General features: G+C 67.8%; 30 protein-coding genes. 9 read left to right on the forward strand and 21 right to left on the reverse strand.

Annotated elements, in window-relative coordinates; genetic code table 11:
• The first annotated feature begins 20 nt into the window (after positions 1-20).
• The 4 genes from tatB (at position 21) to BrevBR_RS14280 (ending at position 2808) form a co-directional block, all read left to right on the forward strand.
• Positions 21-539 (forward strand): Sec-independent protein translocase protein TatB, encoded by a 519-nt coding sequence (tatB, locus tag BrevBR_RS14265; RefSeq protein ID WP_445214765.1) that lies wholly within the window; start codon positions 21-23, stop codon positions 537-539.
• Between the two features lie 47 nt (positions 540-586).
• A complete protein-coding gene (gene tatC, locus BrevBR_RS14270) occupies positions 587-1402 on the forward strand; it encodes a twin-arginine translocase subunit TatC (RefSeq protein ID WP_332639866.1) in 816 nt (271 codons plus the stop codon).
• Positions 1403-1425: 23 nt separating this feature from the next.
• Complete coding sequence (locus BrevBR_RS14275) at positions 1426-2457, forward strand: DUF4118 domain-containing protein (RefSeq protein ID WP_340001385.1); 1032 nt, start codon at positions 1426-1428, stop codon at positions 2455-2457.
• 69 nt (positions 2458-2526) lie between these two features.
• A complete protein-coding gene (locus BrevBR_RS14280) occupies positions 2527-2808 on the forward strand; it encodes a hypothetical protein (protein WP_332639856.1) in 282 nt (93 codons plus the stop codon).
• Between the two features lie 79 nt (positions 2809-2887).
• On the opposite strand, the gene glnA is transcribed toward BrevBR_RS14280, so the two are convergent.
• Complete coding sequence (gene glnA, locus BrevBR_RS14285; RefSeq protein ID WP_332639857.1) at positions 2888-4294, reverse strand: type I glutamate--ammonia ligase; 1407 nt, start codon at positions 4292-4294, stop codon at positions 2888-2890.
• Between the two features lie 67 nt (positions 4295-4361).
• Positions 4362-4700: a P-II family nitrogen regulator gene (locus tag BrevBR_RS14290; protein WP_300466914.1), complete on the reverse strand. Its 339-nt coding sequence runs from the start codon at positions 4698-4700 to the stop codon at positions 4362-4364.
• A 120-nt stretch (positions 4701-4820) separates the two neighbouring features.
• Here BrevBR_RS14290 and BrevBR_RS14295 point away from each other — a divergent pair, with 120 nt between their 5' ends.
• The 4 genes from BrevBR_RS14295 to BrevBR_RS14310 all read left to right on the forward strand — a co-directional run bounded on the left by BrevBR_RS14295 (position 4821) and on the right by BrevBR_RS14310 (position 8476).
• Positions 4821-5648 carry an NAD(P)H-hydrate dehydratase gene (locus BrevBR_RS14295; RefSeq protein ID WP_340001386.1) on the forward strand — a complete coding sequence of 276 codons (828 nt, stop codon included), beginning with the start codon at positions 4821-4823 and terminating at the stop codon, positions 5646-5648.
• Positions 5649-5723: 75 nt separating this feature from the next.
• On the forward strand, positions 5724-6491 hold the full coding sequence (gene yaaA / locus BrevBR_RS14300) for a peroxide stress protein YaaA (RefSeq protein ID WP_332639859.1): 768 nt from the start codon (positions 5724-5726) through the stop codon (positions 6489-6491).
• Positions 6492-6560: 69 nt separating this feature from the next.
• Positions 6561-7409 carry a 3-hydroxybutyrate dehydrogenase gene (locus BrevBR_RS14305; protein WP_332639860.1) on the forward strand — a complete coding sequence of 283 codons (849 nt, stop codon included), beginning with the start codon at positions 6561-6563 and terminating at the stop codon, positions 7407-7409.
• 20 nt (positions 7410-7429) lie between these two features.
• Complete coding sequence (locus tag BrevBR_RS14310) at positions 7430-8476, forward strand: patatin-like phospholipase family protein (RefSeq protein WP_340001387.1); 1047 nt, start codon at positions 7430-7432, stop codon at positions 8474-8476.
• Here BrevBR_RS14310 and BrevBR_RS14315 read toward each other — a convergent pair.
• Genes BrevBR_RS14315 through BrevBR_RS14325 form a run of 3 tightly spaced genes read right to left on the reverse strand, consistent with a single transcriptional unit; the run spans position 8473 to position 10489 of the window.
• The gene (locus tag BrevBR_RS14315) at positions 8473-9390 is read right to left on the reverse strand and encodes an L-threonylcarbamoyladenylate synthase (protein ID WP_340001464.1); all 918 of its coding nucleotides are present in this window, start codon (positions 9388-9390) and stop codon (positions 8473-8475) included. The two genes, BrevBR_RS14310 and BrevBR_RS14315, sit on opposite strands and share 4 nt — an antisense overlap.
• Positions 9387-9941, reverse strand: a complete 555-nt coding sequence (locus BrevBR_RS14320) for a YceI family protein (protein WP_332639862.1) — start codon at positions 9939-9941, stop codon at positions 9387-9389. The genes BrevBR_RS14315 and BrevBR_RS14320 overlap by 4 nt, the downstream gene beginning before the upstream one ends.
• Positions 9938-10489: a cytochrome b gene (locus BrevBR_RS14325; RefSeq protein ID WP_332639863.1), complete on the reverse strand. Its 552-nt coding sequence runs from the start codon at positions 10487-10489 to the stop codon at positions 9938-9940. Before BrevBR_RS14325 ends, BrevBR_RS14320 begins: the two co-directional genes overlap by 4 nt.
• Before the next feature lie 121 nt (positions 10490-10610).
• Between BrevBR_RS14325 and BrevBR_RS14330 the strand changes: the two genes are divergently transcribed.
• Positions 10611-12395: an acyl-CoA dehydrogenase gene (locus BrevBR_RS14330; RefSeq protein WP_340001388.1), complete on the forward strand. Its 1785-nt coding sequence runs from the start codon at positions 10611-10613 to the stop codon at positions 12393-12395.
• A gap of 106 nt (positions 12396-12501) precedes the next feature.
• Here BrevBR_RS14330 and lpdA read toward each other — a convergent pair whose 3' ends face one another.
• The 16 genes from lpdA to lipA form a co-directional block, all read right to left on the reverse strand.
• Positions 12502-13902 carry a dihydrolipoyl dehydrogenase gene (gene lpdA, locus BrevBR_RS14335; RefSeq protein WP_340001389.1) on the reverse strand — a complete coding sequence of 467 codons (1401 nt, stop codon included), beginning with the start codon at positions 13900-13902 and terminating at the stop codon, positions 12502-12504.
• A gap of 20 nt (positions 13903-13922) precedes the next feature.
• Complete coding sequence (locus BrevBR_RS14340) at positions 13923-14327, reverse strand: hypothetical protein (protein ID WP_332639266.1); 405 nt, start codon at positions 14325-14327, stop codon at positions 13923-13925.
• A 1-nt stretch (position 14328) separates the two neighbouring features.
• Positions 14329-14808, reverse strand: a complete 480-nt coding sequence (locus tag BrevBR_RS14345) for a glutathione peroxidase (RefSeq protein ID WP_340001390.1) — start codon at positions 14806-14808, stop codon at positions 14329-14331.
• 10 nt (positions 14809-14818) lie between these two features.
• The gene (locus tag BrevBR_RS14350) at positions 14819-16087 is read right to left on the reverse strand and encodes a pyruvate dehydrogenase complex dihydrolipoamide acetyltransferase (protein ID WP_340001391.1); all 1269 of its coding nucleotides are present in this window, start codon (positions 16085-16087) and stop codon (positions 14819-14821) included.
• Positions 16084-16401: a DUF5076 domain-containing protein gene (locus tag BrevBR_RS14355; protein ID WP_332639263.1), complete on the reverse strand. Its 318-nt coding sequence runs from the start codon at positions 16399-16401 to the stop codon at positions 16084-16086. The genes BrevBR_RS14350 and BrevBR_RS14355 overlap by 4 nt, the downstream gene beginning before the upstream one ends.
• On the reverse strand, positions 16398-17768 hold the full coding sequence (locus BrevBR_RS14360; RefSeq protein ID WP_332639262.1) for a pyruvate dehydrogenase complex E1 component subunit beta: 1371 nt from the start codon (positions 17766-17768) through the stop codon (positions 16398-16400). Before BrevBR_RS14360 ends, BrevBR_RS14355 begins: the two co-directional genes overlap by 4 nt.
• Before the next feature lie 2 nt (positions 17769-17770).
• A complete protein-coding gene (pdhA, locus tag BrevBR_RS14365; protein WP_332639261.1) occupies positions 17771-18799 on the reverse strand; it encodes a pyruvate dehydrogenase (acetyl-transferring) E1 component subunit alpha in 1029 nt (342 codons plus the stop codon).
• Positions 18800-18993: 194 nt separating this feature from the next.
• Entirely contained in the window at positions 18994-19311 is a 318-nt protein-coding gene (locus tag BrevBR_RS14370) for an FtsB family cell division protein (protein WP_445214767.1), read from the reverse strand.
• A 112-nt stretch (positions 19312-19423) separates the two neighbouring features.
• A complete protein-coding gene (eno, locus tag BrevBR_RS14375) occupies positions 19424-20704 on the reverse strand; it encodes a phosphopyruvate hydratase (RefSeq protein WP_332639259.1) in 1281 nt (426 codons plus the stop codon).
• A gap of 78 nt (positions 20705-20782) precedes the next feature.
• The gene (locus BrevBR_RS14380) at positions 20783-21397 is read right to left on the reverse strand and encodes a hypothetical protein (protein WP_340001393.1); all 615 of its coding nucleotides are present in this window, start codon (positions 21395-21397) and stop codon (positions 20783-20785) included.
• A 105-nt stretch (positions 21398-21502) separates the two neighbouring features.
• Complete coding sequence (gene rpmF, locus BrevBR_RS14385; protein WP_324814960.1) at positions 21503-21685, reverse strand: 50S ribosomal protein L32; 183 nt, start codon at positions 21683-21685, stop codon at positions 21503-21505.
• A gap of 109 nt (positions 21686-21794) precedes the next feature.
• Positions 21795-22322, reverse strand: coding sequence for a GNAT family N-acetyltransferase (locus tag BrevBR_RS14390; RefSeq protein WP_340001394.1), 528 nt, complete (start codon positions 22320-22322; stop codon positions 21795-21797).
• A gap of 4 nt (positions 22323-22326) precedes the next feature.
• The gene (locus BrevBR_RS14395; protein ID WP_332639256.1) at positions 22327-22857 is read right to left on the reverse strand and encodes a GNAT family N-acetyltransferase; all 531 of its coding nucleotides are present in this window, start codon (positions 22855-22857) and stop codon (positions 22327-22329) included.
• Complete coding sequence (locus tag BrevBR_RS14400; protein WP_340001395.1) at positions 22850-23962, reverse strand: NAD(P)/FAD-dependent oxidoreductase; 1113 nt, start codon at positions 23960-23962, stop codon at positions 22850-22852. The genes BrevBR_RS14395 and BrevBR_RS14400 overlap by 8 nt, the downstream gene beginning before the upstream one ends.
• Complete coding sequence (locus BrevBR_RS14405; RefSeq protein WP_340001396.1) at positions 23959-24429, reverse strand: type II toxin-antitoxin system RatA family toxin; 471 nt, start codon at positions 24427-24429, stop codon at positions 23959-23961. Before BrevBR_RS14405 ends, BrevBR_RS14400 begins: the two co-directional genes overlap by 4 nt.
• A 7-nt stretch (positions 24430-24436) precedes the next feature.
• A complete protein-coding gene (gene lipA, locus BrevBR_RS14410) occupies positions 24437-25399 on the reverse strand; it encodes a lipoyl synthase (RefSeq protein ID WP_340001397.1) in 963 nt (320 codons plus the stop codon).
• Positions 25400-25407: the final 8 nt, after the last annotated feature.

The following is a 25407-nucleotide window of genomic DNA, read 5'->3' on the forward strand; positions in this document are numbered from 1 at the left end:
TGACGTCGGAGACCTGACGCATGGGTGGCCTGGGTCCCGGAATCGGGGGCGGCGAATATCTGGTGATCGCGATTGTGGCCCTGCTGGTGGTGGGGCCCGAGCGCCTGCCGCTGCTGTTGCGCAAGCTGGGCAAAATGGTCGCCAAGGCGCGCGGCATGGCCAATGAGTTCCGCTCAAGCTTCGACGAGATGGCGCGCCAGTCCGAGCTGGACGAGCTGCGCAAGGAGGTCGAGGCGCTGCGCACCGGTCAGGGCATGCACGCCCTGGGCGCCGACGCCGAAGCCGCCTTCCGGGACATCCGCGACGACCTGAACAAGCCGCTGGATCCGCCGATGCTGTCCGCGCCCGACGAATGGCCCGACAGTCCGCCGGTCATGGCCCCGATCGAGACGCCGCCGGCCGCCGTCAAGCCGACGCCCAAGGCGAAGCCGGCCCGCAAAACGCCCGCGAGGGCGAAGGCCGCAGCGAAACCGGCGGCCTCCGTCAAGGCCGCCGACGGCAAGAGAACGCCCGTGCGCGCCCGTAAGGTCGAGCTGTGACCCTGGATCGCGACGAGGACGAGATCGAGGCGTCGCGCGCGCCTCTGATGGATCACCTGATCGAGCTGCGCGGACGGCTGCTGATCTGCGTCGTCGCCTTCATCCTGGCCTTCCTCGTCTGCTTCTATTTCGCCAGCCCGCTCTATGTCTTCCTGGTCAAACCGTATGTGGTGGCCAGCGCCCTGCAGGCGGTCGACGGCCATAATGTATCCCTGCCGGACCTGATCCTGACCATGGTCGGGCTGAAGCCGCTGGTGGAGGGCCAGCACGAGACGGCGCAGCTGATCTATACGGCTCCGCTGGAGATCCTGTTCGTGAAGATGAAGCTGGCCGGGCTGGGCGCGGTCGTCGCCGCCTTCCCGGTGCTCGCCTTCCAGCTTTACCGGTTCGTGGCGCCCGGGCTGTATCGCAACGAGCGCGGGGCCTTCCTGCCCTTCCTGATCGCGGCGCCGGTGCTGTTCCTCATCGGCGCGGCCCTCGTCTACTACATCATGCTGCCCATCGTGATGCTGTTCTCGCTCAACCAGGGCATCGTCGCCGAGGGCGTCACCGCCGCCCTGCTGCCCAAGGTGTCCGAATACATGAGCCTGGCCACGGCGCTGATCCTGGCCTTCGGCCTGTGCTTCCAGCTGCCGGTAGTGATGACGCTTCTCGGTCTGGCCGGCATCATCAGTTCGAAGGTCATGGCCGAGGGCCGCCGTTACGCCATCGTCGCCGTGGTCGTGGTCGCGGCCGTGGTGACTCCGCCGGATCCGATCAGCCAGCTGATGCTCGCCGTGCCGCTGGTGCTGCTGTATGAAATCTCCATCTGGTGCGTGCGTCTGATCGAGATGCGCCGCAAGACGGCCGACGCCGCGGTCTGAACGCCGGCGCCGGGAGTGAGATCATGACCGCACCGGCCTTCTCACTGGCGCCCCGTCCGGCCGCCGCCCTGGCGCGGCTGCAGGCGATTCCGGGCGCGCGCTACTGGGCTGCGGTCGCGCTGGTCCTTGTGGCGCTCGGCATCCGGTTGACGGCGTCGTCGGCCATGGGCAACGGGTATGGCTATACCTGCTTCTACCCGGCCGTGATCCTGGCGGCCTACTGGCTGGGCGCCTGCCCCGCCCTGTTGGCCACGGGTCTGTCGACGGCCATCGTCTACGCCTTCCTCGGGCCGGCGCCGCTGCACTGGAATGTGGACGGACGGGGTCTGGTGGCGTTGACCTCCTTCCTGCTGTCCTCGGTTCTGCTGATCCACATCCTGAGCACGATCCGGAGCCAGTTCAACCAGCTGGCCGCCACGCACGCGCGGGTCGAGGCCCTGGCCACGAGCCAGGCCGAGCTGTTCCACGAGCACGCCCAGCGGACGACGGATCATCTGCAACTGATCTCGGCCATCCTGCAGCTTCGGGCGCGTGAGGAAGCCGATCCGATGGTCTCGCGCGTGCTGACCAACGCAGCCTCGCGCACCTTGCTGATCTCCCGCGCCCACCGCGAGTTCACGGGCAATCCGCAGAGCCGGATCCCGTTCGCCGCCTTCGCCCGTAAGCTGGTCCAGGCCTCGACCTCTCGGGGCGGTCTGGCGGCGGACAGGGTGCGGATCGCCGCAGGCGATCTCGATGTTCCCCTCGAGCATGCGACGGCGCTGGGCCTGGTGCTGCTGGAGTATCTGACCTCGCTGAAGGACTGCCCCTCAGCCACAAATCTGGCCGTGATCCTGGCCGACGACGGCGACAGTCGAACCTTGAGCCTGGTCGCCGCCGGCGACAGCGGGGTCGCGCCTCCGCGAGATATTCCCCTGTTCGAAGCCATTTCGGAACAGCTGGGCGGGGAGCTTCTGATCACCCGCGGCGCCACGGGCTGCGGGGTGCGCATCCGCTTCCCGGCGACGATCCAGCCGGCCCGGTCCCCGGAACCCGCAGCCGTCAGCCTGCACTGACGGCGGCTTGACCGGAACCGGGGGCGCGCGCCGGTGTTGGTGTCGGGACATCCACTCGGAACCAACGCCATGACAACTCTTCAAAGCATCGCGGCAGCCACGGCCCTGACCGCGCTCGCCTTCGGCGCGGTAGGCTGCACCCAGCAGGAAGCGGCCCCGGCCGCCGAGCAGGCCGCCGCACCGGCGGCCGCGCCGGAAACCCGGACCGTCGTGGAAACCCGGGAGGTCGCGGTGCCCGTGCCCGTGGCTCCCCCGACTGTGGTGGTCGAACGTCCCGAGGTCCGCGCCGGCGACAGCACGACCGTTCGCGCGGGCCGGGACGGCATCGAGGTCGAAACGACCAACCGCTAGATCGCGGAATCCGAATGAATGACGGCGCCGGAGGGCTTCCCCTCCGGCGCCGATTTCGTTCCGCCTCAGCCGGATTGGATCAGCAGCTGTAGTACATGTCGAATTCGACGGGGTGCGGGTGCAGTTGCAGACGCATCACCTCTTCCATCTTCAGCTCGATGTAGCTGTCGATGAAGTCGTCATCCATGACGCCGCCCTTCTTGAGGAAGGCGCGGTCCTTGTCGAGGTTTTCGAGGGCTTCCTTCAGGCTGCCGCAGACCTCGGGGATGTTGCCCCGCTCTTCCGGCGGCAGGTCGTACAGGTTCTTGTCGGCGGCCGCGCCCGGATCGATCCGGTTCTCGATCCCGTCCAGACCGGCCATCAGCAGGGCCACGAAGGTCAGATAGGGGTTGCCCATCGGGTCCGGGAAACGGGCCTCGATACGTTTGGCCTTGGGCGAGTTGACGAACGGGATACGGATCGACGCCGAGCGGTTGCGCGACGAATAGGCCAGCTTGACCGGGGCTTCGTAGCCGGGGACCAGGCGTTTGTAGGAGTTGGTCGTCGAGTTGGCGAAGGCGTTGATGGCCTTGGCGTGTTTGATGATGCCGCCGATGTACCACAGACACATGTCCGACAGGCCGGCGTATTTGTCGCCGGCGAACAGCGGCTTGCCGTCGCGCCAGATCGACTGGTGCACGTGCATGCCCGAGCCGTTGTCGCCGAAGGTCGGCTTGGCCATGAAGGTGGCCGACTTGCCGTAGGCGGCGGCGACGTTGTGGATCACGTATTTGTAGAGCTGCAGACGGTCGGCCATGGTCAGCAGGTCGCTGAACTTCAGGCCCAGTTCGTGCTGCGCCGGCGCGACCTCGTGGTGGTGCTTCTCGGGCTGCATGCCCAGGTCGCGCATGACGCCCAGCATCTCGCCGCGCAGGTCCTGGGCGCTGTCGGTCGGGTTGACCGGGAAATAACCGCCCTTGTGGGTCGGACGGTGGCCCATGTTGCCTTCGGAATATTCCGCGCCCGTGTTGGCCGGCAGCTCGATCGAATCATAGGTGTAGCCGGTGTCGTGCGGCTGGGTGCTCCAGCGCACGTCGTCGAAGATGAAGAACTCGGCCTCCGGTCCGAAGAAGACCGTGTCGCCCACGCCCGAGGACTGGACATAGGCCAGGGCCTTCTTGGCCATCGAGCGGCTGTCGCGGTTGTAGGGCTCGCCCGTGTCGGGATTCAGGACGTCGCAGAACAGGAACAGGGTCGTCTGCTGATAAAAGGGATCGATCCAGAAGCCGTTCAGGTCCGGCTTCAACAGCATGTCGCTTTCGTTGATCGCCTTCCAGCCGGCGATCGAGGAGCCGTCGAACATCGTCCCCTCTTCCAGGAATTCCTCGTCCACCAGGTCGATGTCGAAGGTGACATGCTGCATCCGTCCCTTGGTGTCGGTGAACCTGAGGTCGACGTATTTGACGTCTTTTTCCTTGATCTCCTTGAGGATTTTGCTGGCGCTCATGGTGTTCGACGTCCTGTGGCTCGGGGAGGTTAGTAAAATGGCCGCCCCGGGGGCGGCCGTTGGAAGGTCAGACGGCCTGTGCGCCCGTCTCGCCGGTGCGGATGCGGATGACGTCGAGGACGTCGGTGACGAAGATCTTGCCATCGCCGATCTTGCCGGTGCGGGCGGCGGCCTGGATGGCGTCCACGACGGAGTTGACCATGTCGTCCGAAACGACCACCTCGATCTTGATCTTGGGCAGGAAGTCGATGACGTATTCTGCGCCGCGGTACAGCTCGGAATGGCCCTTCTGGCGGCCATATCCCTTGGCCTCCAGCACAGTCATCCCTTGCACGCCTGCGTCTTGCAGCGCTTCCTTCACTTCATCCAGCTTGAAGGGCTTGATGACGGCTTCGATCTTTTTCATTGGCGGTCCCAGGCGGGCGTTATCATGCCGCGCGCACGGGACGTAAAGGGACATTGCATTGCACAATAAGGCAAGTGTTTTTCCTTCCCCGTCGCCATCCGTGAACGGAGGACCCGCACGATGACCGAAGGGCCGACGCCCGACTGGCGCGACGCCCTCCCGTGGCCGGGTGAAGACGCGCACAAACACGCGCGCGGACGACTGGGCGTCGTCGCGGGCAAGGCCAGCCAGACCGGCGCGGCCCGGCTGGCGGCGCGAGCCGGCCTGCGGATCGGCGCGGGCGTGGTGCGCATCCTTTGTCCGCCCGACGCGACCGCGATCATCGCCTCCGCCATCGAGGCCGTCATGCTGACCCCCTTCGGCTCCGCCGAGGCGCTGGCCGAAGCCGTAGAGGGGATGGACGCCGTGGTCATCGGGCCCGCCGCCGGCGTGACCGACGCGACCCTGACGCATGTGCGCGCCCTGGCCGGGACAGGCGCGGCGCTGGTGGTCGACGCCGACGGCCTGACCGTCTTCGAGGGCTGGCCGACCGACCTGTTCGACGTACTGGATCGCGACGACGTCCTGACCCCGCACGAGGGCGAGTTCAAACGGCTGTTTCCCGGCCTGCTGGACCTGGGCCGCGAGGCGGCGGCCCGGGCGGCGGCGAAACGCGCCGGGGCGGTGGTCGTGCTCAAGGGTCCGGCCACCATCATCGCCGCGCCCGACGGCCGGCTGGCGGTCAATGACAACGGCGTCCGCTGGCTGGCGACGGCCGGGACCGGCGACGTGCTGGCGGGCATGATCGGCGGCCTGATGGCCCAGCGGATGGACAGTTTCGACGCGGCGCGGGCGGCGGTCTGGATGCACGCCGAGGCGGCGCGGGGTTTCGGCCCCGGCCTGATCGCCGAGGACCTGCCCGACCGGCTGCCGCAGGTTCTGGCCGCCCTCTATTCACAGGATCGCTGAGCGCGGCCAGGGCGCCGGTTCAATTCGTCATCGAACGGGCCTATCTGCACGCCAACGCCGCCGGAGCCTGTTCCCTTGCTGATCGTCCTGTCCCCGGCCAAGCGGCTGGATTTCACCGAAGCCCGCCCCGATGCGCCCGCATCCGAGCGGCGCTTCCAGGACGACACCGCCAACCTGTCGCGGACAGCGCGGGCGCGGACCGTGGCCGAACTGCGCCGGCTGATGGGCATCTCCGACGATCTGGCCCGACTGAACCGCGAACGCTTCCAGGCCTTCGACGCCGCCTCGACCGACGGCGTCCAGGCCGCCTTCGCCTTCGCCGGCGACGTCTACGAAGGCCTGAAGGCGCGCGAGCTGGATGAGCCGTCCCTGGCCTGGGCGCAGGACCACCTGCGCATCCTGTCCGGCTTCTACGGCCTGCTGCGCCCGCTGGACCGCATCCAGCCCTACCGGCTGGAGATGGGAACCCGGCTGAAGACCCGGCGCGGGTCCAGCCTGTACGACTTCTGGGGCGACCGGCTGTCGAAACAGCTGAACGCCGACGCCGAGGGGCACGCCGACCCGACCCTGATCAACCTGGCCAGCCAGGAGTATTTCGGCGCGGTCGACGCCAAGGCGCTCAAACTGCCGGTCGTGACGCCGCATTTCCGCGAATCGAAGGACGGGGAAAGCCGCATCATCTCCTTCTTCGCCAAGAAGGCCCGGGGCGGCATGGCGCGTTTCGCCATCGACGAGCGGATCGAGCGGGCCCAGGACCTCAAGGCCTTCGACCGCGACGGCTACGCTTTTGACAAGGCGGCGTCGAACGACACAGAGTGGATATTCACCAGATCGGGAAATTAAACCCGACTGTCGCCTTCGCAACCGCGAACGGCTAGGCTGACCAGACTGAAGGACGGACGAGACAACCTCATGTTCCAATGGCCCAAACGCGGCGACGGCTCCCAGACCTCGAGCGAACCCTTCCGCGATATCGGCGACCTCAAGGGTCAGGTGGCGGTGATTTCGGGTTCGACCTCGGGCATCGGTCTGGCTTTCGCCCGCGCCATCGCCTCGCGCGGCGGCGACGTGGTGCTGAACGGTCTGGGCGACCCGTCCGAGATCGAACGCACCCGCGCGGAGCTGGAGGCCAGCTGCGGCGTGCGGGTCCGCTATCACGCCGCCAACATGCTGCGCGGCGACGAGGTCGCCGACATGGTGGCCTATGGCAAACACCAGCTGGGCCGGCTCGACATCCTGATCAACAACGCCGGCGTCCAGCATGTCGAGGCGGTCGAGAAATTCCCGTCCGACAAATGGGAACAGATCATCGCCATCAACCTGTCCTCGACCTTCTACGCCACGCGCGCCGCCATCCCGATCATGAAGGCGCAAGGCAGGGGCCGGATCATCAACGTCGCCTCGGCCCACGGTCTGGTCGCCAGCCCGTTCAAGTCAGCCTACGTCGCGGCCAAACATGGCGTCATCGGCTTCACCAAGACGGTCGCCCTTGAAGTCGCCCAGGACAACATCACCTGCAACGCCCTGTGCCCCGGCTTCGTCGAGACGCCGATCGTCGAAAAGCAGATCGCCGATCAGGCCCGCACGCGGGGCATGTCGAAAGAGGCGGTGCTGAAGGACGTCATCCTCGGCTCCCAGCCGACCAAGCGGTTCGTCACCACCGACGAGCTGACGGGCATGATGCTGTACCTCGCCTCGGATCTTGGCGCTTCGGCCAACGGCGCCAGCTTCTCCATCGACGGCGGCTGGACGGCGCAGTAGGCGCGAAAGGAATACGGGTGTTGAAGCGAAAGCCGCCCGTTCCGCAACGCCGTCCCATTAGCCTCGCCCTGCAGGGCGGCGGGGCCCACGGGGCCTTCCAGTGGGGCGTGCTGGATCGCCTGCTCGAGGACGACCGGCTCGACATTCGCGCCGTGACCGCCTCCTCCGCCGGGGCCATGAACGCGGCCGCCCTGATCAGCGGCCTGCAGGCCGACGGGACCGGGGGCGCCCGGCGGCAGCTGGATCTGTTGTGGCGCGAAGTGAACCTGTCAGGCGGACGAAACGTGTTCGGCGACTCCTCGATCTGGAGCGCCGCCCTGACGCCGGGATGGTTGAAGGACAGCGGTCTGTGGCGCTCGGCGGAACAGGCCGCCATGTCGATGAGCCCCTATCAATTCAATCCGTTCAACCTGAACCCTCTCAAACGGGTTCTGGACACGGCAATCGATTTCGAGGCGGTGCGCGCCTCTCCGATACAGTTGTTCGTCGCCGCCACGGCGGTCAGGCACGGCCGGGCGCGGCTGTTCACGACGCCCGAGATCACCGATCAGGTCCTGCTGGCCTCGGCCTGTCTGCCGCACCTGTTCCATGCGGTCGAGATCGACGGCGAGCCCTATTGGGACGGCGGCTATCTGGCCAATCCCGCCCTTTGGCCGCTGTTCTACGCCGACACCCCCGACGACATCCTGCTGCTGCCCTTGAATCCGTTCGTGCGCGAGGAAGCCCCGCGAGCGGCGGGCGAGATCATGGATCGCCTGAACGAGATCGTCTTCAACGCGCCCCTGGTCGCCGAGCTGCGCGCCGTGGCCTTCGTGCAGGATCTGATCGCCGAAGGTCGGCTGAAACGGACAGGGGAGGACCGATATCGTGGGCTGCTGATGCATGCCATCGAGCCGGAGCCGTGGTTGGGCTCCCTGTCGTTGAGCTCCAAATTCGACACCGAATGGACCTTCCTCACCGATCTGAAGACGCGCGGACGGGAAGCGGCGGACCAATGGCTCGACCACTGCCTCCCGGATGTCGGCGAGCGATCCAGTATCGACATCAAGGCCCGCTTCCTGGCCTAGCCGACGAATCCCGCCGCCCGCCTCAGCCGGTCGTTGATCGCCTCGCCGAGGCCGTGCGCCGGAATCGGCGACACGGCGATGCCCGAAGGCCGTTCCCGGTCCGCTTCGCGCAGCCGCCGGAACAGATTGGCCGCCGCCTCGCGCAGATCGCCCGACGGGCTCAGGCTCCAGCGCGGATCGCCCCTGCCCGGACCGAATCCCAGCAGGATTTCGCCGTTGCGCGCCGCCTCGGCCTCAATCCGCACCGGGGCGTCGGGCGCATAGTGCAGGGCCAGCCGGCCGGGGGAGCGATGCCCCTCCCCGCCCCGATCCAGCGGCCCAACGACGGCCTCGATCTCGTCGCGCGTGACCGAGCCGGGACGCAGCAGGGCGACACGGCCGTCCAGCACCGAGACGACGGTGCTCTCCACCCCCACCGCGCACGGTCCGCCGTCGATGGCGGCGCCAGCGGCGAAGCCCGTTTCTTCCACGGCGTCGGCGAAGGTGGTCGGGCTGGGCCGTCCCGAACGATTGGCCGACGGCGCCACCACGGGCCGACCGAAGGCCGAGATCAGGGCGCGGGCGCGGGCGTGGCCCGGGACGCGGACGGCGACGCTGTCCAGTCCCGCCCGGGCGAGATCGCAGACCCCGATGCGGTCGCGAATGGGGGCCACGATCGTCAGCGGCCCCGGCCAGAACGCCTCGGCCAGCGCCTGTGCCCGGCGGTCGAACACCGCGACCTCTCCGGCCTGCACCGCGTCGGCGACATGGGCGATCAGGGGATTGAAGCGCGGGCGCCCCTTGGCCTCGAAGATCGCGGCGACGGCGCGCGCGTCGCCGGCGTCGGCGGCCAGACCGTAGACCGTCTCGGTCGGCAGGATGACCAGGCCCCCGGCGTTCAGGACCGCGACGGCCTCGGCGTCGGACGCGCTCAGCCGGGACGCGCCTGAAGCATCACCCGCACGGTCACCTGCCGTCCGACCAGTCTGTTCCACGGCCCCGAGGTTCCTATTCCAAAGTCCGCGCGATCCAGTGTCAGCGCGCCCGCCAGATGCGCCCTGTCCCCGCTGATGCGCAAGTCCAGGGGGAAGGTCACCGCCCGCGTGCGCCCCTTCATCGTGATGTCGGCGTGGGCCGTATACCGGTCGCCGCCCAACGGCTCGAGCGACTTCAGATCGAAGCGGATGACCGGATGGCGCGCGGCGTCGAGAAACGCCGGCCCGACGGCTCGACGGGTCGCGACCGCCGGCGACATCTTCAGGGATGCGGCCTGAACCGTCACGGAGGCGCGGACGCCTTCGGGACGGGCCGGATCCAGTACGACGGAGCCCCGCCAATCCTCGAACCGTCCCGTGCGCGCGGCGCCGAACGCCCGAACGGACATCTCGATGCTCGACCCGTCCCGCTCGAAGGTCCAGGGTCCCGGCGCCGCGCCGGACAGCAGCGGCGTCAGCAGCGCCAGAATCAGGGCCGCGAAAAACCTCATGGTCGGCGAGGGATCCACGGGATCATCCTGTGCAGGACATTGTCCCGATCGACGAACTGATGCTTCAGCGCCCCGATAATGTGCAGAACGATCAGGGCGATCAGCGCCTTGGCGGCGAGTTCGTGCAGGTCCATCAGCCGGCCGGCCGTCTCGCGTCCGCCGCCGATGGGCAACGGCGGCCATTCGAACAGGCCGAACCAGTGGATTTCGCGGCCCGCCGCCGACGACGCCGCCCAGCCGACCAGCGGCATGGCGATCAGGAAGACGTAGAAGAGGACGTGTGTCGTCCGGGCCAGAATCTTCTGCCAGCGCGGCATTTCAACCGGCAGCGGAATGGCGGGGTTGGCGATCCGCCAGCCGAGCCGGCCCAAGGTCAGCACCAGGATGCTGAGGCCCACGGACTTGTGGATCTGGACGAACTCGCGGGAGATCGGGCCCTCTGTCCATTCATGCGCGGCGATCAGCAGCACCTGGGTCACGACCAGGGCGGCGATCAGCCAGTGCAGGGTCAGCGAGACGGTGGAATAGCGATTGCGGGGTTCAGCCACGACGACCTCCTTCGGACGCGCCAGTCTGACCCGCTGGCACCCCTTCGCCAAGCCGCCGCTTGCATGCCCCGGCGGCAAGGCGGCATGAACGCGGAACAGTCCGATCCGAGGCCCTACCGCCATGACCTACCGCGCGCCCGTCCGCGACATCGCCTTCGCCCTGCAGGCCGTGGCCGGCATCGATCACGTCGCCGCCACCGGCGCCTTTCCCGACTACGACACGGATGTCCTCGGGGCGGTGCTGGAGGCCGCGGCGCAATTCTCGGAAGGCGTCCTCGCGCCGCTGAACCGCATCGGGGATCAGAAGGGCTCGACCTACGCGAACGGCTCGGTGACCGCCGCTCCCGGGTTCGCCGACGCCTATCGCCAGTTCGCCGCGGGCGGCTGGACCGGCCTGTCCGCCCCGGCCCACGCCGGCGGCCAGCAACTGCCCAAGGCGCTGGAGCTGGCGGCCTATGAGACGGTGCACGCCGCCAATATGGCGTTCGGCCTGTGCCCGATGCTGTCGCTGGCCGCGATCGAGGCGCTGGAGGCCCACGGAACGCCGTCGCAGAAGGAGATCTATCTGTCGAAACTGGTGTCGGGGGAATGGACCGGGGCCATGGTCCTGACCGAGCCTCAGGCGGGCTCGGACCTCGGCGCCCTGACGGCCACGGCGACGCCGAACGGCGACGGGACGTACGCCCTGAACGGCCAGAAAATCTTCATCACCTGGGGCGACCACGACGCTACGGACAACATCGTCCACATGGTGCTGGCCCGCCTGCCCGACGCCCCGCCGGGACCCAAGGGCATCAGCCTGTTCCTGGCCTCCAAATACCTCGTGAAAGAGGACGGGACACTGGGAGACCGAAACGGCTTCCGGCCCGTCGGCGTAGAGCACAAGCTGGGCATCCACGCCTCGCCCACCTGCGTCATGGCCTATGAGGGCGCGACCGCGGAACTGGTCGGCCAGCCCAACCAGGGCCTGGCCCATATGTTCGTCATGATGAACGCGGCCCGCCTCGCCGTCGGCGTCGAGGGCGTCGGCATCGCCGAGCGGGCCTATCAGCACGCGCTGGCCTATGCGTCCGAGCGACGCCAGGGCCGGTCGGTCTGGACCGGCGAGGCCAACGCCCCGATCATCGATCATCCGGACGTGCGCCGCACCCTGTCGGTGATGAAGGCGAAGATCGCCGCCGCCCGCGCCATCTGCCTGTCCACCGGCGTGGCCGCCGATCTGGCCAGGCACGCGGCGACGGAAGGCGAACGCCGCCGCTGGAAGGGCCGCGAGGACCTGTTCACCCCCATCGCCAAGGCCTGGTCCACCGACGTCGGCTGCGAGGTCGCCTCGGCGGGCGTTCAGATCCACGGCGGCATGGGCTTCATCGAGGAGACCGGCGCGGCCCAGCACTATCGCGACGCCCGCATCGCCCCGATCTATGAGGGCACCAACGGCATCCAGGCCATGGATCTGGTCGGCCGCAAGCTGTCGATGGACGGCGGCCAGTCGGCCCGCGATCTGATCGCCGACATGAAGATCACCCTCGCCCGGCTGCCGCGCCTGTATTCCGGCAAGCCGGTCGAGCGGTTCGCCGCCGCGATCACGGCGGTCGAGGACGCCACCCTGTGGCTGCTGGACCGCAAGGCCGCCGCCGACGGGGCCGCCGACGTGCTGGCCGCCGCCGACGCCTATCTGAAGCTGCTGGGCGACGTCGCGGGCGGCTGGATGCTGGCCCAGGGCGCGCTGTACGCCCGCGACCAGCTGGACGGGGGTCAGGGCGACCCGACGTGGCTGGAAGGCAAGATCACCCTGTACGAGGTCTACGCCGCCAACGTGCTGGGCCACGCCTCCAGCCGCCTCGCCGCTGTGGGCCAGGGCGGTTCGCTGTTGGAGCGGATGAGCCTGGACGTGTTGGCGGGCTAGCCTCCGCCGGACTTGCGGCGTCGGCAGGTTCGGCGGTTCAGCCGGCCAATTCCATTGCAGTTCATGCAGAGCCCCGCGCTTGCGGGAACTGCAGGGAATGCGCCCGTCAGATGTGGATCACCCGCCCATAGGCGTCCAGAGCCGCCTCGTGCATGGCCTCGGACATGGTCGGGTGTGGATAGACGATGCCGTGGATGTCTTCCTCGGTCGCTTCCATGGCGATGGCGGTGACGAAGCCCTGGATCATCTCGGTGACCTCGGCGCCGATCAGGTGGGCGCCGATCAGGGCGCCGGTCTTCGCGTCGAAGATCACCTTGACGAAGCCCTCGATCTCGCCGGCGGCCACCGCCTTGCCGTTCACCCGGAAGGGGAAGCGGCCGACCTTGACCTCGCGCTTCGCCTCGCGCGCGCCCTGTTCGGTGATCCCGACCGAGGCGACCTGTGGCTGGGCGTAGGTGCAGCCGGCGATGGGCGAGTTGACGTTGGGGGTCTTGTAGCCGGCGATGTGTTCGGCGGCGTGGATGCCCTCGTGCGAGGCCTTGTGCGCCAGCCACGGCGCGCCGGCGCAGTCGCCGATGGCGTACAGCCCCTTCACGTTCGTCTGGCAGTGGCTGTCGATGGTGATGTGGCCGCGTTCCATGTCGACGCCCAGCGCCTCCAGACCGATGCCGTCCGTATTGGCGGTGATCCCGACCGCCGAGATGCAGACCTCGGCCTCCAGCGTCTCGGCCTTGCCGCCGGCCTCGATGGCCACCTGCACGCCCTTGCCGCCCTTGGACACCTTCGTGACCTTGCAACCGGTGCGGAACTTCATGCCGCGCTTCTCGAAGGCCTTCTGCGCCGCCTTGGACACTTCCTCGTCCTCGACGGGCATGATCCGGTCGACGGCTTCGACGATGGTCACCTCGGCGCCGAGGGCCCGATAGAAGCTGCCGAACTCCACGCCGATGGCGCCCGAACCGATCACGACGATGGAAGCGGGCATCTTCTTCGGCGCCATGGCCTCGCGATAGGCCCAGATGCGGTCGCCGTCGGCCTCCAGGCCGATCTGCGGAATGGCCTTGGCGCGGGCGCCGACCGCCAGCATCACGGCCCTGGCTTCGACCGTCCGCGATCCGCCGGCCTTCAGGGCCACGACCACTTTCGGCGCGGCCGCGCCCTTCTCCAGCTTCGCCGTCCCCTCGATCACCTCGATCTTGTTCTTCTTCATCAAATAGGTGACGCCCTTGTTCATCGTGGCGGCCACCCCGCGCGAGCGCTGGATGATGGCGTCGAAGTCGAAGCCGACCTTGTCGGCTGACAGGCCGTAGTCCTTCAGGTGCGACAGGCTTTCGTATTTCTCGCCCGACTTGAGCAGGGCCTTGGTCGGGATGCAGCCCCAGTTCAGGCAAATGCCGCCCAGACTCTCGCGCTCGACGATGGCGACCTTCTGGCCCAGCTGGCTGGCGCGGATGGCCGCGACATAGCCGCCGGGGCCCGAACCGATGACGATGAGGTCGAATTCCATGGGTTTTCCGCTGGTTGTAGTCACAGGCCGGTCTCGCGTTTCCACGCCTCGGAGACGGCGCGTCCCCGGGCCATGTCGTCGACCACCAGGATCATCTGGTGGTCATGGTCGCTGTACAGGACCTCGATGTTGACGCCGGCCTCGGCCATCCGGCGCGTGAGTTGTCCCAGCTGACCGGGAACGTCCTGTTTCAGCCTTTGAACCAGGACTTCGTTTTCGGCGACCACCCGGATGCCCGCGGCTTCCAGCGCCGCGCGTGCGGCCGGGCCGTCGGTGAACAGGAAATGCGCCACCCCGACGCCGTCAGCGAGCCACGCCCCGCCGCCCTCGATGCTGACGCCCGCACGCGCCAGGGCCTCGCCCATCTCGGCGAGCGCGCCCGGGCGGTTTTCGAGGGCGATGGCGAGGTCCCGCAGCTCGGCCATGTCAGATCAGCTTCTCGATATCGGCCTTGATGGCCTCGGGTTCGACCTGGGGAGCGTAGCGCGCGACCACCCGCCCCTCGCGGTCGGTCAGGAATTTGGTGAAGTTCCACTTGATGTCGCGGCTGCCCAGAAAGCCCCTCTTCTGGCTGGTCAGCCAGTCGAAGAGCGGATGCCGGTTCGGGCCGTTGACCTCGACCTTGTCGAACATCGGAAAGTCCACGCCGTATGTCGAAGAGCAGAAACTGGCGATCTCGGCGGCCTTGCCTGGCTCCTGCTGTCCGAACTGGTTGCAGGGAAAACCCAGCACCTCGAACGGCTTGTCGGCGAAATCCCGATGCAGCGACTCCAGGCCGGCGTACTGGCCGGTGAAGCCGCATTTGGAGGCCGTGTTGACGATCAGTAGGGCCTGGCCGCGATATTGCTCCAGCGCCTGCTCGGCGCCGTCGATGGCCGTGGCGCTGAAATCATAGACCGAGGTCACAACCCGTCTCCTACGCCAGCATCGTCACAGGATCTTCGATCATCGCCTTGAAGGCCTGAAGGAATTTCGCGCCGACAGCGCCGTCCACCACGCGATGATCGCAGGTCAGGGTCACGGTCATCACCGTGGCCACGGCCAGTTGGCCGTTCTTGACCACAGGGCGCTGTTCGCCCGCGCCCACGCTCAGGATCGCGCCCTGGGGCTCGTTGATGATCGAGGCGAAGGCCTTGATGCCGAACATGCCCAGGTTGGAGACGGAGAAGGTGCCGCCCTGGAATTCCTCGGGTTTCAGCTTGCGGTCGCGGGCGCGCTTGGCCAGGTCCTTGGACTCGGTCGCGATCTGCGACAGGGACTTGGTTTCCGCCGCGCGGATGATCGGGGTGATCAGGCCGCCGTCGATCGCCACCGCCATCGCCACGTCGGCGTGGTGATGCATGGCGATGCCCTCGGGCGAATAGCTGGCGTTGGCTTCCGGCGCCGCCTTCAGCGCCATGGCCGAGGCCTTGATGACGAAGTCGTTGACCGAGACCTTCACGCCCGACTTCTCGAGCATGGCGTTGACCTTCGCCCGCGAGGCCAGCAGGCCGTCGATCTCGCAATCGATGGTCAGCGGGAAATGCGGCACGTCGCGGAAGCTGTCGGTCAAGCGCCGGGCGATGGCCTTGCGCATGCCGTCCAGCGGGATCAGGTCGTAGCTGCCGTCCGGAATGCCCATCTGGGCCAGCGACTGGATCTTGCGGACTTCGCCGCCGGCCGGGGCCGAAGCGCCGGCGGCGGCCGGAGCCTGCGCTCCGCCCTTCACGCCCTCGACATCGCGCTTGACGATCCGGCCGTGGGGGCCGGTGCCCTTGACGGATTTCAGGTCGACGCCGTTCTGGGCCGCGATGCGCCGGGCCAGAGGCGAGGCGAAGACGCGCTCGCCGTCGGCCTTCGCCGGCGCGGATTTCGGAGCGGCGGCGGGCGCCGGAGCGGCCTCGGCCTTCGCCGGTTCAGCCTTGGCCGGAGCCGCGGCGGCCTTCGGAGCCGGAGCGGCCGCGCCGCCCTCGTCCTTCAGCCGGGCGATCGGCGTATTGACCTTCACGCCCTCAGTGCCTTCAGCCACGAGGATGTCGGTGACCTCGCCCTCGTCGACGGCCTCGACCTCCATGGTCGCCTTGTCGGTCTCGATCTCGGCGATGACATCGCCGGCCTTGACCGTGTCGCCGACCTTGACGTGCCATTTGGCCAGCACGCCCTCTTCCATGGTGGGCGACAGGGCGGGCATCAGGATGTCGGTCATTGCACGCTCCCGGGCTGGGCGACCGGCTCGGCCACGGTCTGCACATTGTCGGCCTTGATCACGTCGGACAGGCCCTGCAGGATTCGCTGATAGGCCTGCCGCTCGTCATGGCCGTGACGCACCGCATAGCCGTGGGCCATGTGTCTGGCGGCATAGGCCAGCATGTTGCCGAACCGGACCGGATCGTTGAACGCCGGCTTGACCGACATGACAGGCTCGCCGTTCGACCACCACATGCGCAGGAGCTCGACGGCGTCGGGGTCGGCGGCGACGCTGTCGGGCGTCGTCAGCTGGAATTCCGGCTTCTCGCTCATGCCATCACCTGCTTCACGGCGGCGACGATCCTGTCCACGCCCGGCAGCGACAGGGCTTCCAGATTGGCGGCGTAGGGCAGCGGCACGTCTTCCTGATGGACCCGCACCGGCGGCGCGTCGAGGTAGTCGAACGCGTGCTCGATCACCCGCGCCACGACCTCGGCGCCGACGCCCATCGGACCCCAGCCTTCCTCGGCCGAGACCAGGCGGCTGGTCTTTTTGACGCTCTCGACGATGGTTTCGTGGTCCAGCGGACGCAGGGTGCGCAGGTCGACGACCTCGCAGCTGATCCCCTCCCCGGCCAGCTGTTCGGCGGCCTGAAGCGCGAAGCCGACCATGCGGCTGTGGGCGGTGATGGTCACGTCCGTGCCTTCGCGACGAACCTTGGCCTTGCCGATCGGCACGAGGTAGTCCTCGACCTCGGGCACGTCGAACTCCAGCCCGTACATCATCTCGTGTTCGAGGAAGACGACGGGGTTGGGGTCGCGGATGGCCGACTTCATCAGCCCCTTGGCGTCGGCGGCGTCATAGGGGGCGACGACCTTCAGACCGGGCACCTGGGCGTACCAGGCCGAATAGTCCTGGCTGTGCTGGGCGCCGACGCGGCTGGCGGCGCCGTTGGGGCCGCGGAAGACGATGCTGGCGCGGATCTGGCCGCCCGACATGTACAGGGTCTTGGCCGCCGAATTGATGATGTGGTCGATGGCCTGCATGGCGAAGTTGAAGGTCATGAACTCGACGATCGGCTTCAGCCCCGCCATGGCGGCGCCGACGCCCAGGCCGGCGAAGCCGTGCTCGGTGATCGGGGTGTCGACGACGCGCTGGTCGCCGAACTCCTGCAGCAGTTCCCGGCTGACCTTGTAGGCGCCCTGGTACTGGGCGACTTCCTCGCCGATCAGGAAGACGCCCTCGTCGCGGCGCATCTCCTCGGCCATGGCGTCGCGCAGGGCGTCGCGGATGGTCGTCTTGACCAGTTTCGCGCCGGCCGGAATTTCAGGGTCGCGCAGTTCGACCTTCGGGCCGGCCGCCGTGACGTCCTTCTTCTCCGGCTCGCCCGAGGCGCCGGATTGGGCGGGAGCCTTTTCCGCCGCGGGCGCTTCGGCCTTCGGCGCCGGGGCCGCGGCTCCGTCCTCGCCCGCCAGACGGGCGATCGGCGTGTTCACCTTCACGTTCTCGGAGCCCTCGGCCACGAGAATTTCCAGCACCTCGCCCTCGTCGACGGCCTCGACTTCCATCGTGGCCTTGTCGGTTTCGATCTCGGCGATGACCTGGCCGGCCGAGACGGTGTCACCCGCCTTGATGTGCCATTTGGTCAGCGTGCCCTCTTCCATCGTGGGCGACAGCGCCGGCATGAGAATGTCGGTCACGGTCAGGCCTCCACGTAGACGTCGGTATAGAGCTCGGACGGATCCGGCTCCGGGCTTTCCTGGGCGAACTGAACGGCGTCCGCGACGATGGTCTTGATCTCGGCGTCGATGGCCTTGAGGTCGTCCTCGGTCGCGCCGGCCTGGTCGAGCAGCATCTTGACGTGATCAATCGGGTCGCGGGTCTTCTTGACCTCGTCGACCTCTTCCTTGGCCCGGTATTTTGCCGGATCCGACATCGAGTGACCGCGATAGCGATAGGTCTTCATCTCCAGGATGAAGGGACCGCCGCCTTCACGGGCGCGCTTGACGGCCCGGGCAACGGCGTCGCGCACGGCCAGCACGTCCATGCCGTCGACCTGTTCGCCGGGAATGCCGAAGCTCGACCCGCGCTCGCTCAGTTGCGTCGTGGACGACGAGCGCTCGATGCTCGTGCCCATGGCGTACTGGTTGTTCTCGATGATGTAGATGGCCGGCAGCTTCCACAGCTGGGCCATGTTGAAGCTCTCGTAGACCTGGCCCTGGTTGGCCGCACCATCGCCGAAATAGATGAAGGCGACCGAGTCATCGCCCCGATAACGGCCGGCGAAGGCCAGGCCGGTGCCCAGGGCGACCTGCGCGCCCACGATGCCGTGGCCGCCGTAGAAGCCCGTGGCGGTGTCGAACATGTGCATCGAGCCGCCCTTGCCCTTGGACGATCCGCCGATGCGGCCGGTCAGCTCGGCCATGACCTCTTTCGGATCCATGCCGGCGCACAGCATGTGGCCGTGGTCGCGATAGCCGGTGATGATCTTGTCGTGGCCCTGTCTGACGCTTTCCTGAACGCCCACGGCCACGGCCTCCTGGCCGATGTACAGGTGGCAGAAGCCCCCGATCAGACCCATGCCGTAAAGCTGGCCCGCGCGCTCCTCGAACCGGCGGATAAGGACCATCTCGCGGTAGAAGCGCAGCAGGTCCTCCCTGGAGGCCTTCGGCGTATTGGGCAGTTTGGTCGCCTTGCTGGAATCAGCTTTGGCGGCGGGGGCTTTCGCCATCCGTCATCTCCCGGCTGGGCCCGCCGTTGCAGGCCTCTTGTCGTTACGGAAAGGGGCTTTAGCAGCCTTCGTTCCCGAAACGCAAAGCGCACCGGTCAAGCTGTAACGAAAGTTCACGCCCGAACGAAACCGGTTCGGATGCGCCTGCATCCGATCTCGGGTTTCGTTCCACCAAGAAGGGGCCTGATCTGCGATCAGGCTCGGGGCGCGGGGCCCCCTGGCGAGACGGGCGCCGAGATCCGGATCACATAGTCGCGCGGGTCGCTGAAGCCCAGCACGGCGCGCGCGCGCTCCTCCAGCAGATCGCGCGACAGGCTGTCGGTGCGAAGATAGCGGACGCGGACCTCAAGGTCCCGCCTCTGCTCCAGGATTCCGGCCAGTTGGGCCTCGCGTCGCACCAGCAAGGCGTCCCGCTCATGACCGCTCAGCAGGCCGCGCTCGCCCGTCAGGGCCTGCACGCCCAGATAGACGATCAGCAACGCCAGGATGGCGGAGGGGAAATACGGTTTCATCCGCTCGGGCACAGGGGGGACGCTCCTTCTGAGCGTGGACTCAAGATTGAAGGAGTCTGACCGAAAATGCCTAACGAACCGTAGCTTGGCCGCAAAAACTGCGAACCGGCGCCTACCGGTTCAGCAGCATGCCGTCGCCGAAATAGGCGCCCTGATCGCCCAGCATCTCCTCGATGCGGAGAAGCTGGTTGTATTTGGCCGTCCGGTCCGAACGCGCCAGCGAACCGGTCTTGATCTGCCCGCAGTTGGTGGCCACGGCCAGGTCGGCGATGGTCGAATCCTCGGTCTCGCCGGAACGGTGGCTCATTACGGCGGTGTAGCCGGCGCGGTGCGCCATATCCACGGCCTCAAGAGTTTCGGACAAGGTACCGATCTGGTTGACCTTCACCAGAATGGAGTTGGCCAGGCCCTCGCCGATGCCGGCGGCCAGTCGGGCCGGGTTGGTGACGAACAGGTCGTCGCCGACGATCTGGCAGCGGTCGCCCAGGCGTTCGGTCAGCAGACGCCATCCATCGAAGTCGTCCTCGGCGCAGCCGTCCTCGATCGAGACGATCGGGAAACGTTCGCACAGGTCGGCCAGGTAGTTGACCATGGCGTCGGCCTCCAGCGTCTTGCCTTCGCCGGCCATGACGTATTTGCCGTCCTTGAAGAATTCCGTGGCGGCGACGTCGAGGCCGAGGTGGAAGTCCTCGCCGGCGAGATAGCCCGCCGCCTGCCCCGCCCGGGTGATGAAGCTCAGCGCCTCCTCGGCCGAGGCCAGGTTGGGGGCGAAACCGCCCTCGTCGCCGACGTTGGTGTTGTGACCGGCGTCTTTCAACTGCGTCTTCAGGGCGTGGAAGATTTCCGAACCCATCCGCAGGGCCTCCGAGAAGCTCTCGGCGCCGGTAGGCAGGATCATGAACTCCTGGATGTCGATCGGATTGTCGGCGTGGGCCCCGCCGTTGATGATGTTCATCATCGGCGTCGGCAGTATGCGGGCCGAGACGCCGCCCAGATAGCGGTGCAGCGGCAGGCCCGACGAGATGGCGCTGGCCTTGGCGCAGGCCAGCGACACGCCGAGGATGGCGTTGGCGCCCAGCCGGCCCTTGTTCTCGGTGCCGTCCAGGGCGATCAGGGCCTCGTCGATGCGGCGCTGGTCCTCGGCGTCCATGCCGGACAGGGCGTCGAAGATCTCGCCATTGACCGCGTCGACGGCCTTGCCGACGCCCTTGCCGCCCCACAGGTCCTTGTCGCCGTCGCGCAGTTCGACGGCCTCATGCGCCCCCGTGGAGGCGCCCGAGGGCACCGCCGCGCGGCCGAAGCTGCCGTCGTCCAGGATCACATCCACCTCGACCGTCGGATTGCCGCGGCTGTCGAGGATCTGGCGGGCGACGATATCGGCGATGTCGGTCATGGGAGCGCTCTGCTGTCAGGGAAGTCGGCGGGGTTTAGCGCAGGCCCCGCCGAATCGCCAACCTTCAGGCCTCGGGGATCAGGAGCACCCTTCGACCATCTGGATCGCCGGCCCGCCCACATGGACGATGCCGACCTTGCCCGTGCTCTCGATCTCGTAGCGAACGCCCCGGGCCGCCGCGTCCTGGACATAGGCGTTGGCGGTCGCCGGCCCGCCGGAGGCCCAGACGAAGATGTCTTCGGCGGGGGGCGCAGAATATTTGTGGGGCTGCGACACCGCGCTGGCGCCGTAGGCGGCCTTGATCGCCGCCGCGGTATCGCCGACGCCGAAGCCGCGATCCGTCTTCAGGGTTGAAGGCGACGCGACCGAGATGCGGGTCAGGACGCCGTCCTGGATCATGACCAGCAGGCCTTCCGGCGCACGCTCGGGTCGCCACTGATCGCACACCTCGGGCTCGGCGCCTCCCACCGATCCCGGATCGCTGTCGGGGCCCAGCGCCGCCTCGACCTCGGCCTTGGTCATGCCGATGCGCAGCGGACCGAAACCCTGGGCGGTCAGGGTGTCGGCGGCGGCGGGGGGCGTCCCGGGATCCACCTGCGGAGGCGAAGGCTCGGGCGCCGGTTCGGCGGGCGGCGCGTTGCAGGCCGCGAGCGACAGCAGGACGGAGGAACTCAGGGCGGTGAGGCGGATCATGGGGCGTCTCCAGCTTGGAATGCCGACAGAACGCACGAAAACGGCGCGCGAGTCATCGCGCGCCGTGAAATCTCCCGTGTGGCCCGGAGGCCGCGCCGTGAAAGACTAGTCTTCCTTGGGCGTCAGAACCTGACGGCCGCGATAGGTGCCGGTCTTCAGGTCGATGTGATGCGAGCGGCGCAGCTCGCCCGTGTCCTTGTCCTCGGTATAGGCGTTCGTGCCCAGCGAGTCGTGGGCGCGGCGCATGTTGCGACGCGAGGGCGATACTTTGCGCTTCGGAACGGCCATGTCCGGTCTCAATCTTCCAAGTCGACGCCTGCAAGGGCGCGAAAACAACAGCGGCGGCCCGAAAGAGCCGCCAGCGAGGGCGGGCTTATGCCTGAACCCGACCCGAAGTTCAAGCGGGAGCTTGTTCGCCCTGCGTCGCGCCCCGATCCGCGCGGGACAGGGCGTAATAGATGCTGTCTTTCCAGACCCCGCCGACGTTCCAGGTGCGCGCCGCAAAGCCCGTTCGCACGAAGCCAAGCCTCTCCAGCAGCCGAATCGAGGCGGCGTTCTCCGGATCCACGTCGGCGGTCAGGGTCTCGATCTCGCGGGTCGCGAAGACATGGTCGATGGCCGCCTTCACGGCCTCGGCGGCCAGCCCCCGCCCCCAGACGTCAGGATGCAGGATGTAGCCGAGGTCGGGCAGCCGCCAGAAGCCGGCCTTGCCGACCACCCGGCCCTCCAGCTCGACGACGAAATCCGGTTGGTCGGGACCGTTGGCGATCATTCCGTCCAGCCACGCGGCGGTCTGCTCCAACGTCTCGTGCGGCGGTGTCGACCACCAGAGGGTGGCGCGGGGGTCCGACAGGATGGCGTGCATTCCCTCCAGATCGTCCGGACGGGCGGAGCGAAGGGTTAGACGGGCGGTGCGGATTTCCATCGGCTCAACCCAGCTCGCGTTCCATGACGATGAAATAGAGGTCGTCACGTTTGGGCAGGCCGAAGCGGAGGTCGCCGTAGGGGAACGGCAGGGTGTTTCCGGTCTTGCGATAGCCGAGCCGCTCGTACCAGCCGATCAAGGTCTCCCGCTGCGGAAAGACCGAAATGCGCACGCGCCGGGCGCCGAACCGGTCCGCGAGCGCCCGGTGAGCGGCCTCGACCAGCCGCCGGCCCAGACCCCCGCCCTGCAGGGTCGGGCTGACCGACAGCATGCCGAAATAGCCCGTCCCTTCGCCGCGATCGGCGATCAGGATGCAGCCGACCAGCTCGTCGCCGCGCCGTGCCGACAGCAGGGCCTGTTTCGGATCGGCGAGGATGTCGGCCAGATCTTCAGGATCAGTGCGCTGGCCATCCAGCAGATCGGCCTCCGTCGTCCAGCCTGCGCGCGAGGCCTCGCCGCGATAGGCGCTCTCGATCAGGCGGTGCAGTGCCGGAATGTCGGCCGCAACGGCGTCGCGGATGGCGATGTCAGTCATGACCCAGCATTTCGCCGACGGCTTCGCCGATCGCAAGAGAGCTGGTCAGACCGGGGCTTTCGATGCCGAACAGGGCGACCAGACCGTCGATCCCGTGATCATCGCGGCCGCGCAGCTGGAAATCCGGCTGCGGCTCGCCGGCCCCGTGCAGCTTGGGGCGGATGCCGGCGTAGTCGGCGGTCAGGGCGCCGGCCGGCAGGCCCGGCCAGAAGCGGCGGATATAGTTTTCGAACTCGCCGACCTTGGCCGGATCGACGGAATAGTCCTCGGTCCCGACATAGACGAGGTCGGGGCCGAACACGGCCTGACCGCCCAGATCCTTGCGGTAGTGGGTGCCCAGCGCGCCCGGGATCGGCGGCGGATAGACCAGCCTTTCGAACGGCGCCTTGCCGGTCAGGCGGAAATAGACGCCCTTGCCGAAATGGCCCTTCGGTATGCCATGAGCGGGATAGCCGGCGATACGGCCCGCCGCCTCCTGCGCGCCCAGACCCGGCGCTGTGACCAGCAGCCGCGTGGTCAGGGTCGCCCCGCCCTCCCCGCCCGCGGTGACGGTGAAGCCGCCGCCAGCCAGCGGTTCGGCGCGTTCGAACGGCGTGGACACGACCACCGAACCGCCCGCGTCCTCGATCTCGCCCTGCAGGGCTAACATGTAGCCGTGGCTGTCGAACACGCCGCTCTCGGGCGACAGGATGGCGGCGTGAGCGTTCAGTCCCGGCTCCAGCGCCCGCGCCTGGGCGCCGGTCAGGTGATCCAGTCCTTCGACCTCATTGGCGACGCCCTGTTCGAAGATGGCCTCGATGCGCGCGACCTCCGCCTCCTCGGTCGCCACGACCAGCTTGCCGCACTTCCGGAAGTCGACCTTGTGGCTTTCAAGGAAGGGGTAAAGGGCGCGGCGGCCACGAACGCAGAACCGGGCCTTCAGCGAGCCGCTCGGGTAGTAGAGGCCGCCATGGATGACCTCGGAATTGCGCGAGCTGACGCCCTGTCCGATGTGCGGCTCTTTCTCCAGCACGAGTACCGACCGCCCCTGCTTAGCCAGCGCCCGGCCGCAGGCCAGCCCGACCGCGCCGGCGCCCACGACCGTCGCATCGAAGTCGAAGCTCACGCCTCGGCCTGGGACGACCGGGGCCCGTAAAGCCGGGCGGCCCGCGCCTCGAAACAGTGCATCAGCTTGCTGACCGCCCGGTCGAAATTGGCGTGCAGGACCCCGTCGAGAATCCGCGACTTGAAGGCGAAGTCGATAAAGAACTCGACGCGTGTCCCCTTCGGGTCCGGGAAAAACTCCCAGCGGTTGTTCAGATGTTTGAACGGCCCGCGCAGCAGGCCGACCTCGACCATATTGCGGTTCCGGTCATGCCGGACCCAGGTCGAGAACCGCTCCTTGAGGAAGGAGAAACCCACCGCGGCCTCGGCGTCGAGCAGCGACACGCCCGGCGCTTCTTCCCGGGGCGCCCAGGTCCGCATGGCGGTGACCCACGGCACGAACTCGGGATAGGCGCGCACGTCGGCGACCAGCTCCGCCAGTTGTTCGGGCCTGTACGGCAGGATTTTCGTTACGCGGTGGACGGCCAAGCGCGGCTCAGCGCCCGGTCTGGGCCAGGCGCGCCGCGCGCAACCTGGCGAAGTCGTCCCCGGCATGGTGCGAGCTGCGGGTCAGGGGCGATGAGGACACCATCAGGAAGCCCTTGGCCCGGGCGATAGCCTCATAGGCCTTGAACTCTTCCGGGGTCACGAACCGCTCGATGGCGGCGTGTTTCCGGGTCGGCTGCAAGTACTGGCCGATGGTGATGAAGTCGACGCCGGCGGAACGCATGTCGTCCATCACCTGCATGACCTCTTCGCGGGTCTCGCCCAGGCCGACCATGATGCCGGACTTGGTGAACTGGTTGGGATCGCGCTCCTTGACCATCTGCAGCAGGCGCAGGCTGTGGAAATAGCGGGCCCCGGGGCGGATCTTCAGATACAGCCGCGGCACGGTCTCGAGGTTGTGGTTGAACACGTCCGGGGTCGCGTCGATCATCACCTCGGCCGCCCCGTCCTTGCGCAGGAAGTCGGGCGTCAGGATCTCGATGGTGGTGTTGGGGGCCTGCAGGCGGATCTGGCGCACCACCTCGGCGAAATGGGCCGCGCCGCCGTCGGAGACATCGTCGCGATCGACACTGGTGATGACGACGTGGTTCAGCCCCATCTCGCGGACGGCCAGACCGACCTTGGCGGGCTCTTCGGGATCGAGCGGCTGGGGTAGGCCCGTCTTGACGTTGCAGAAGGCGCAGGCCCGCGTGCAGGTGTCGCCCATGATCATCAGGGTGGCGTGCTTCTGGCTCCAGCACTCGCCGATGTTCGGACAGGCCGCCTCTTCGCAGACCGTGACGAGGCCCTTGTCCTTCACGATGGCCCTGGTGGCGTTGTACTGGCCCGAGCCGGGCGCCTTGACGCGCAGCCAGTCGGGCTTCTTCAGCACGGCGGTTTCCGGACGGTTCTGTTTTTCCGGGTGACGCAGCTCGGCCGGCGTCTTCCTCAGGGTATCGATCAGCGTGACCAAGGCGTCGC

This window comes from Brevundimonas sp. BR2-1 (assembly GCF_037626195.1).
In the GTDB taxonomy this organism is placed as follows: Bacteria; Pseudomonadota; Alphaproteobacteria; order Caulobacterales; family Caulobacteraceae; genus Brevundimonas.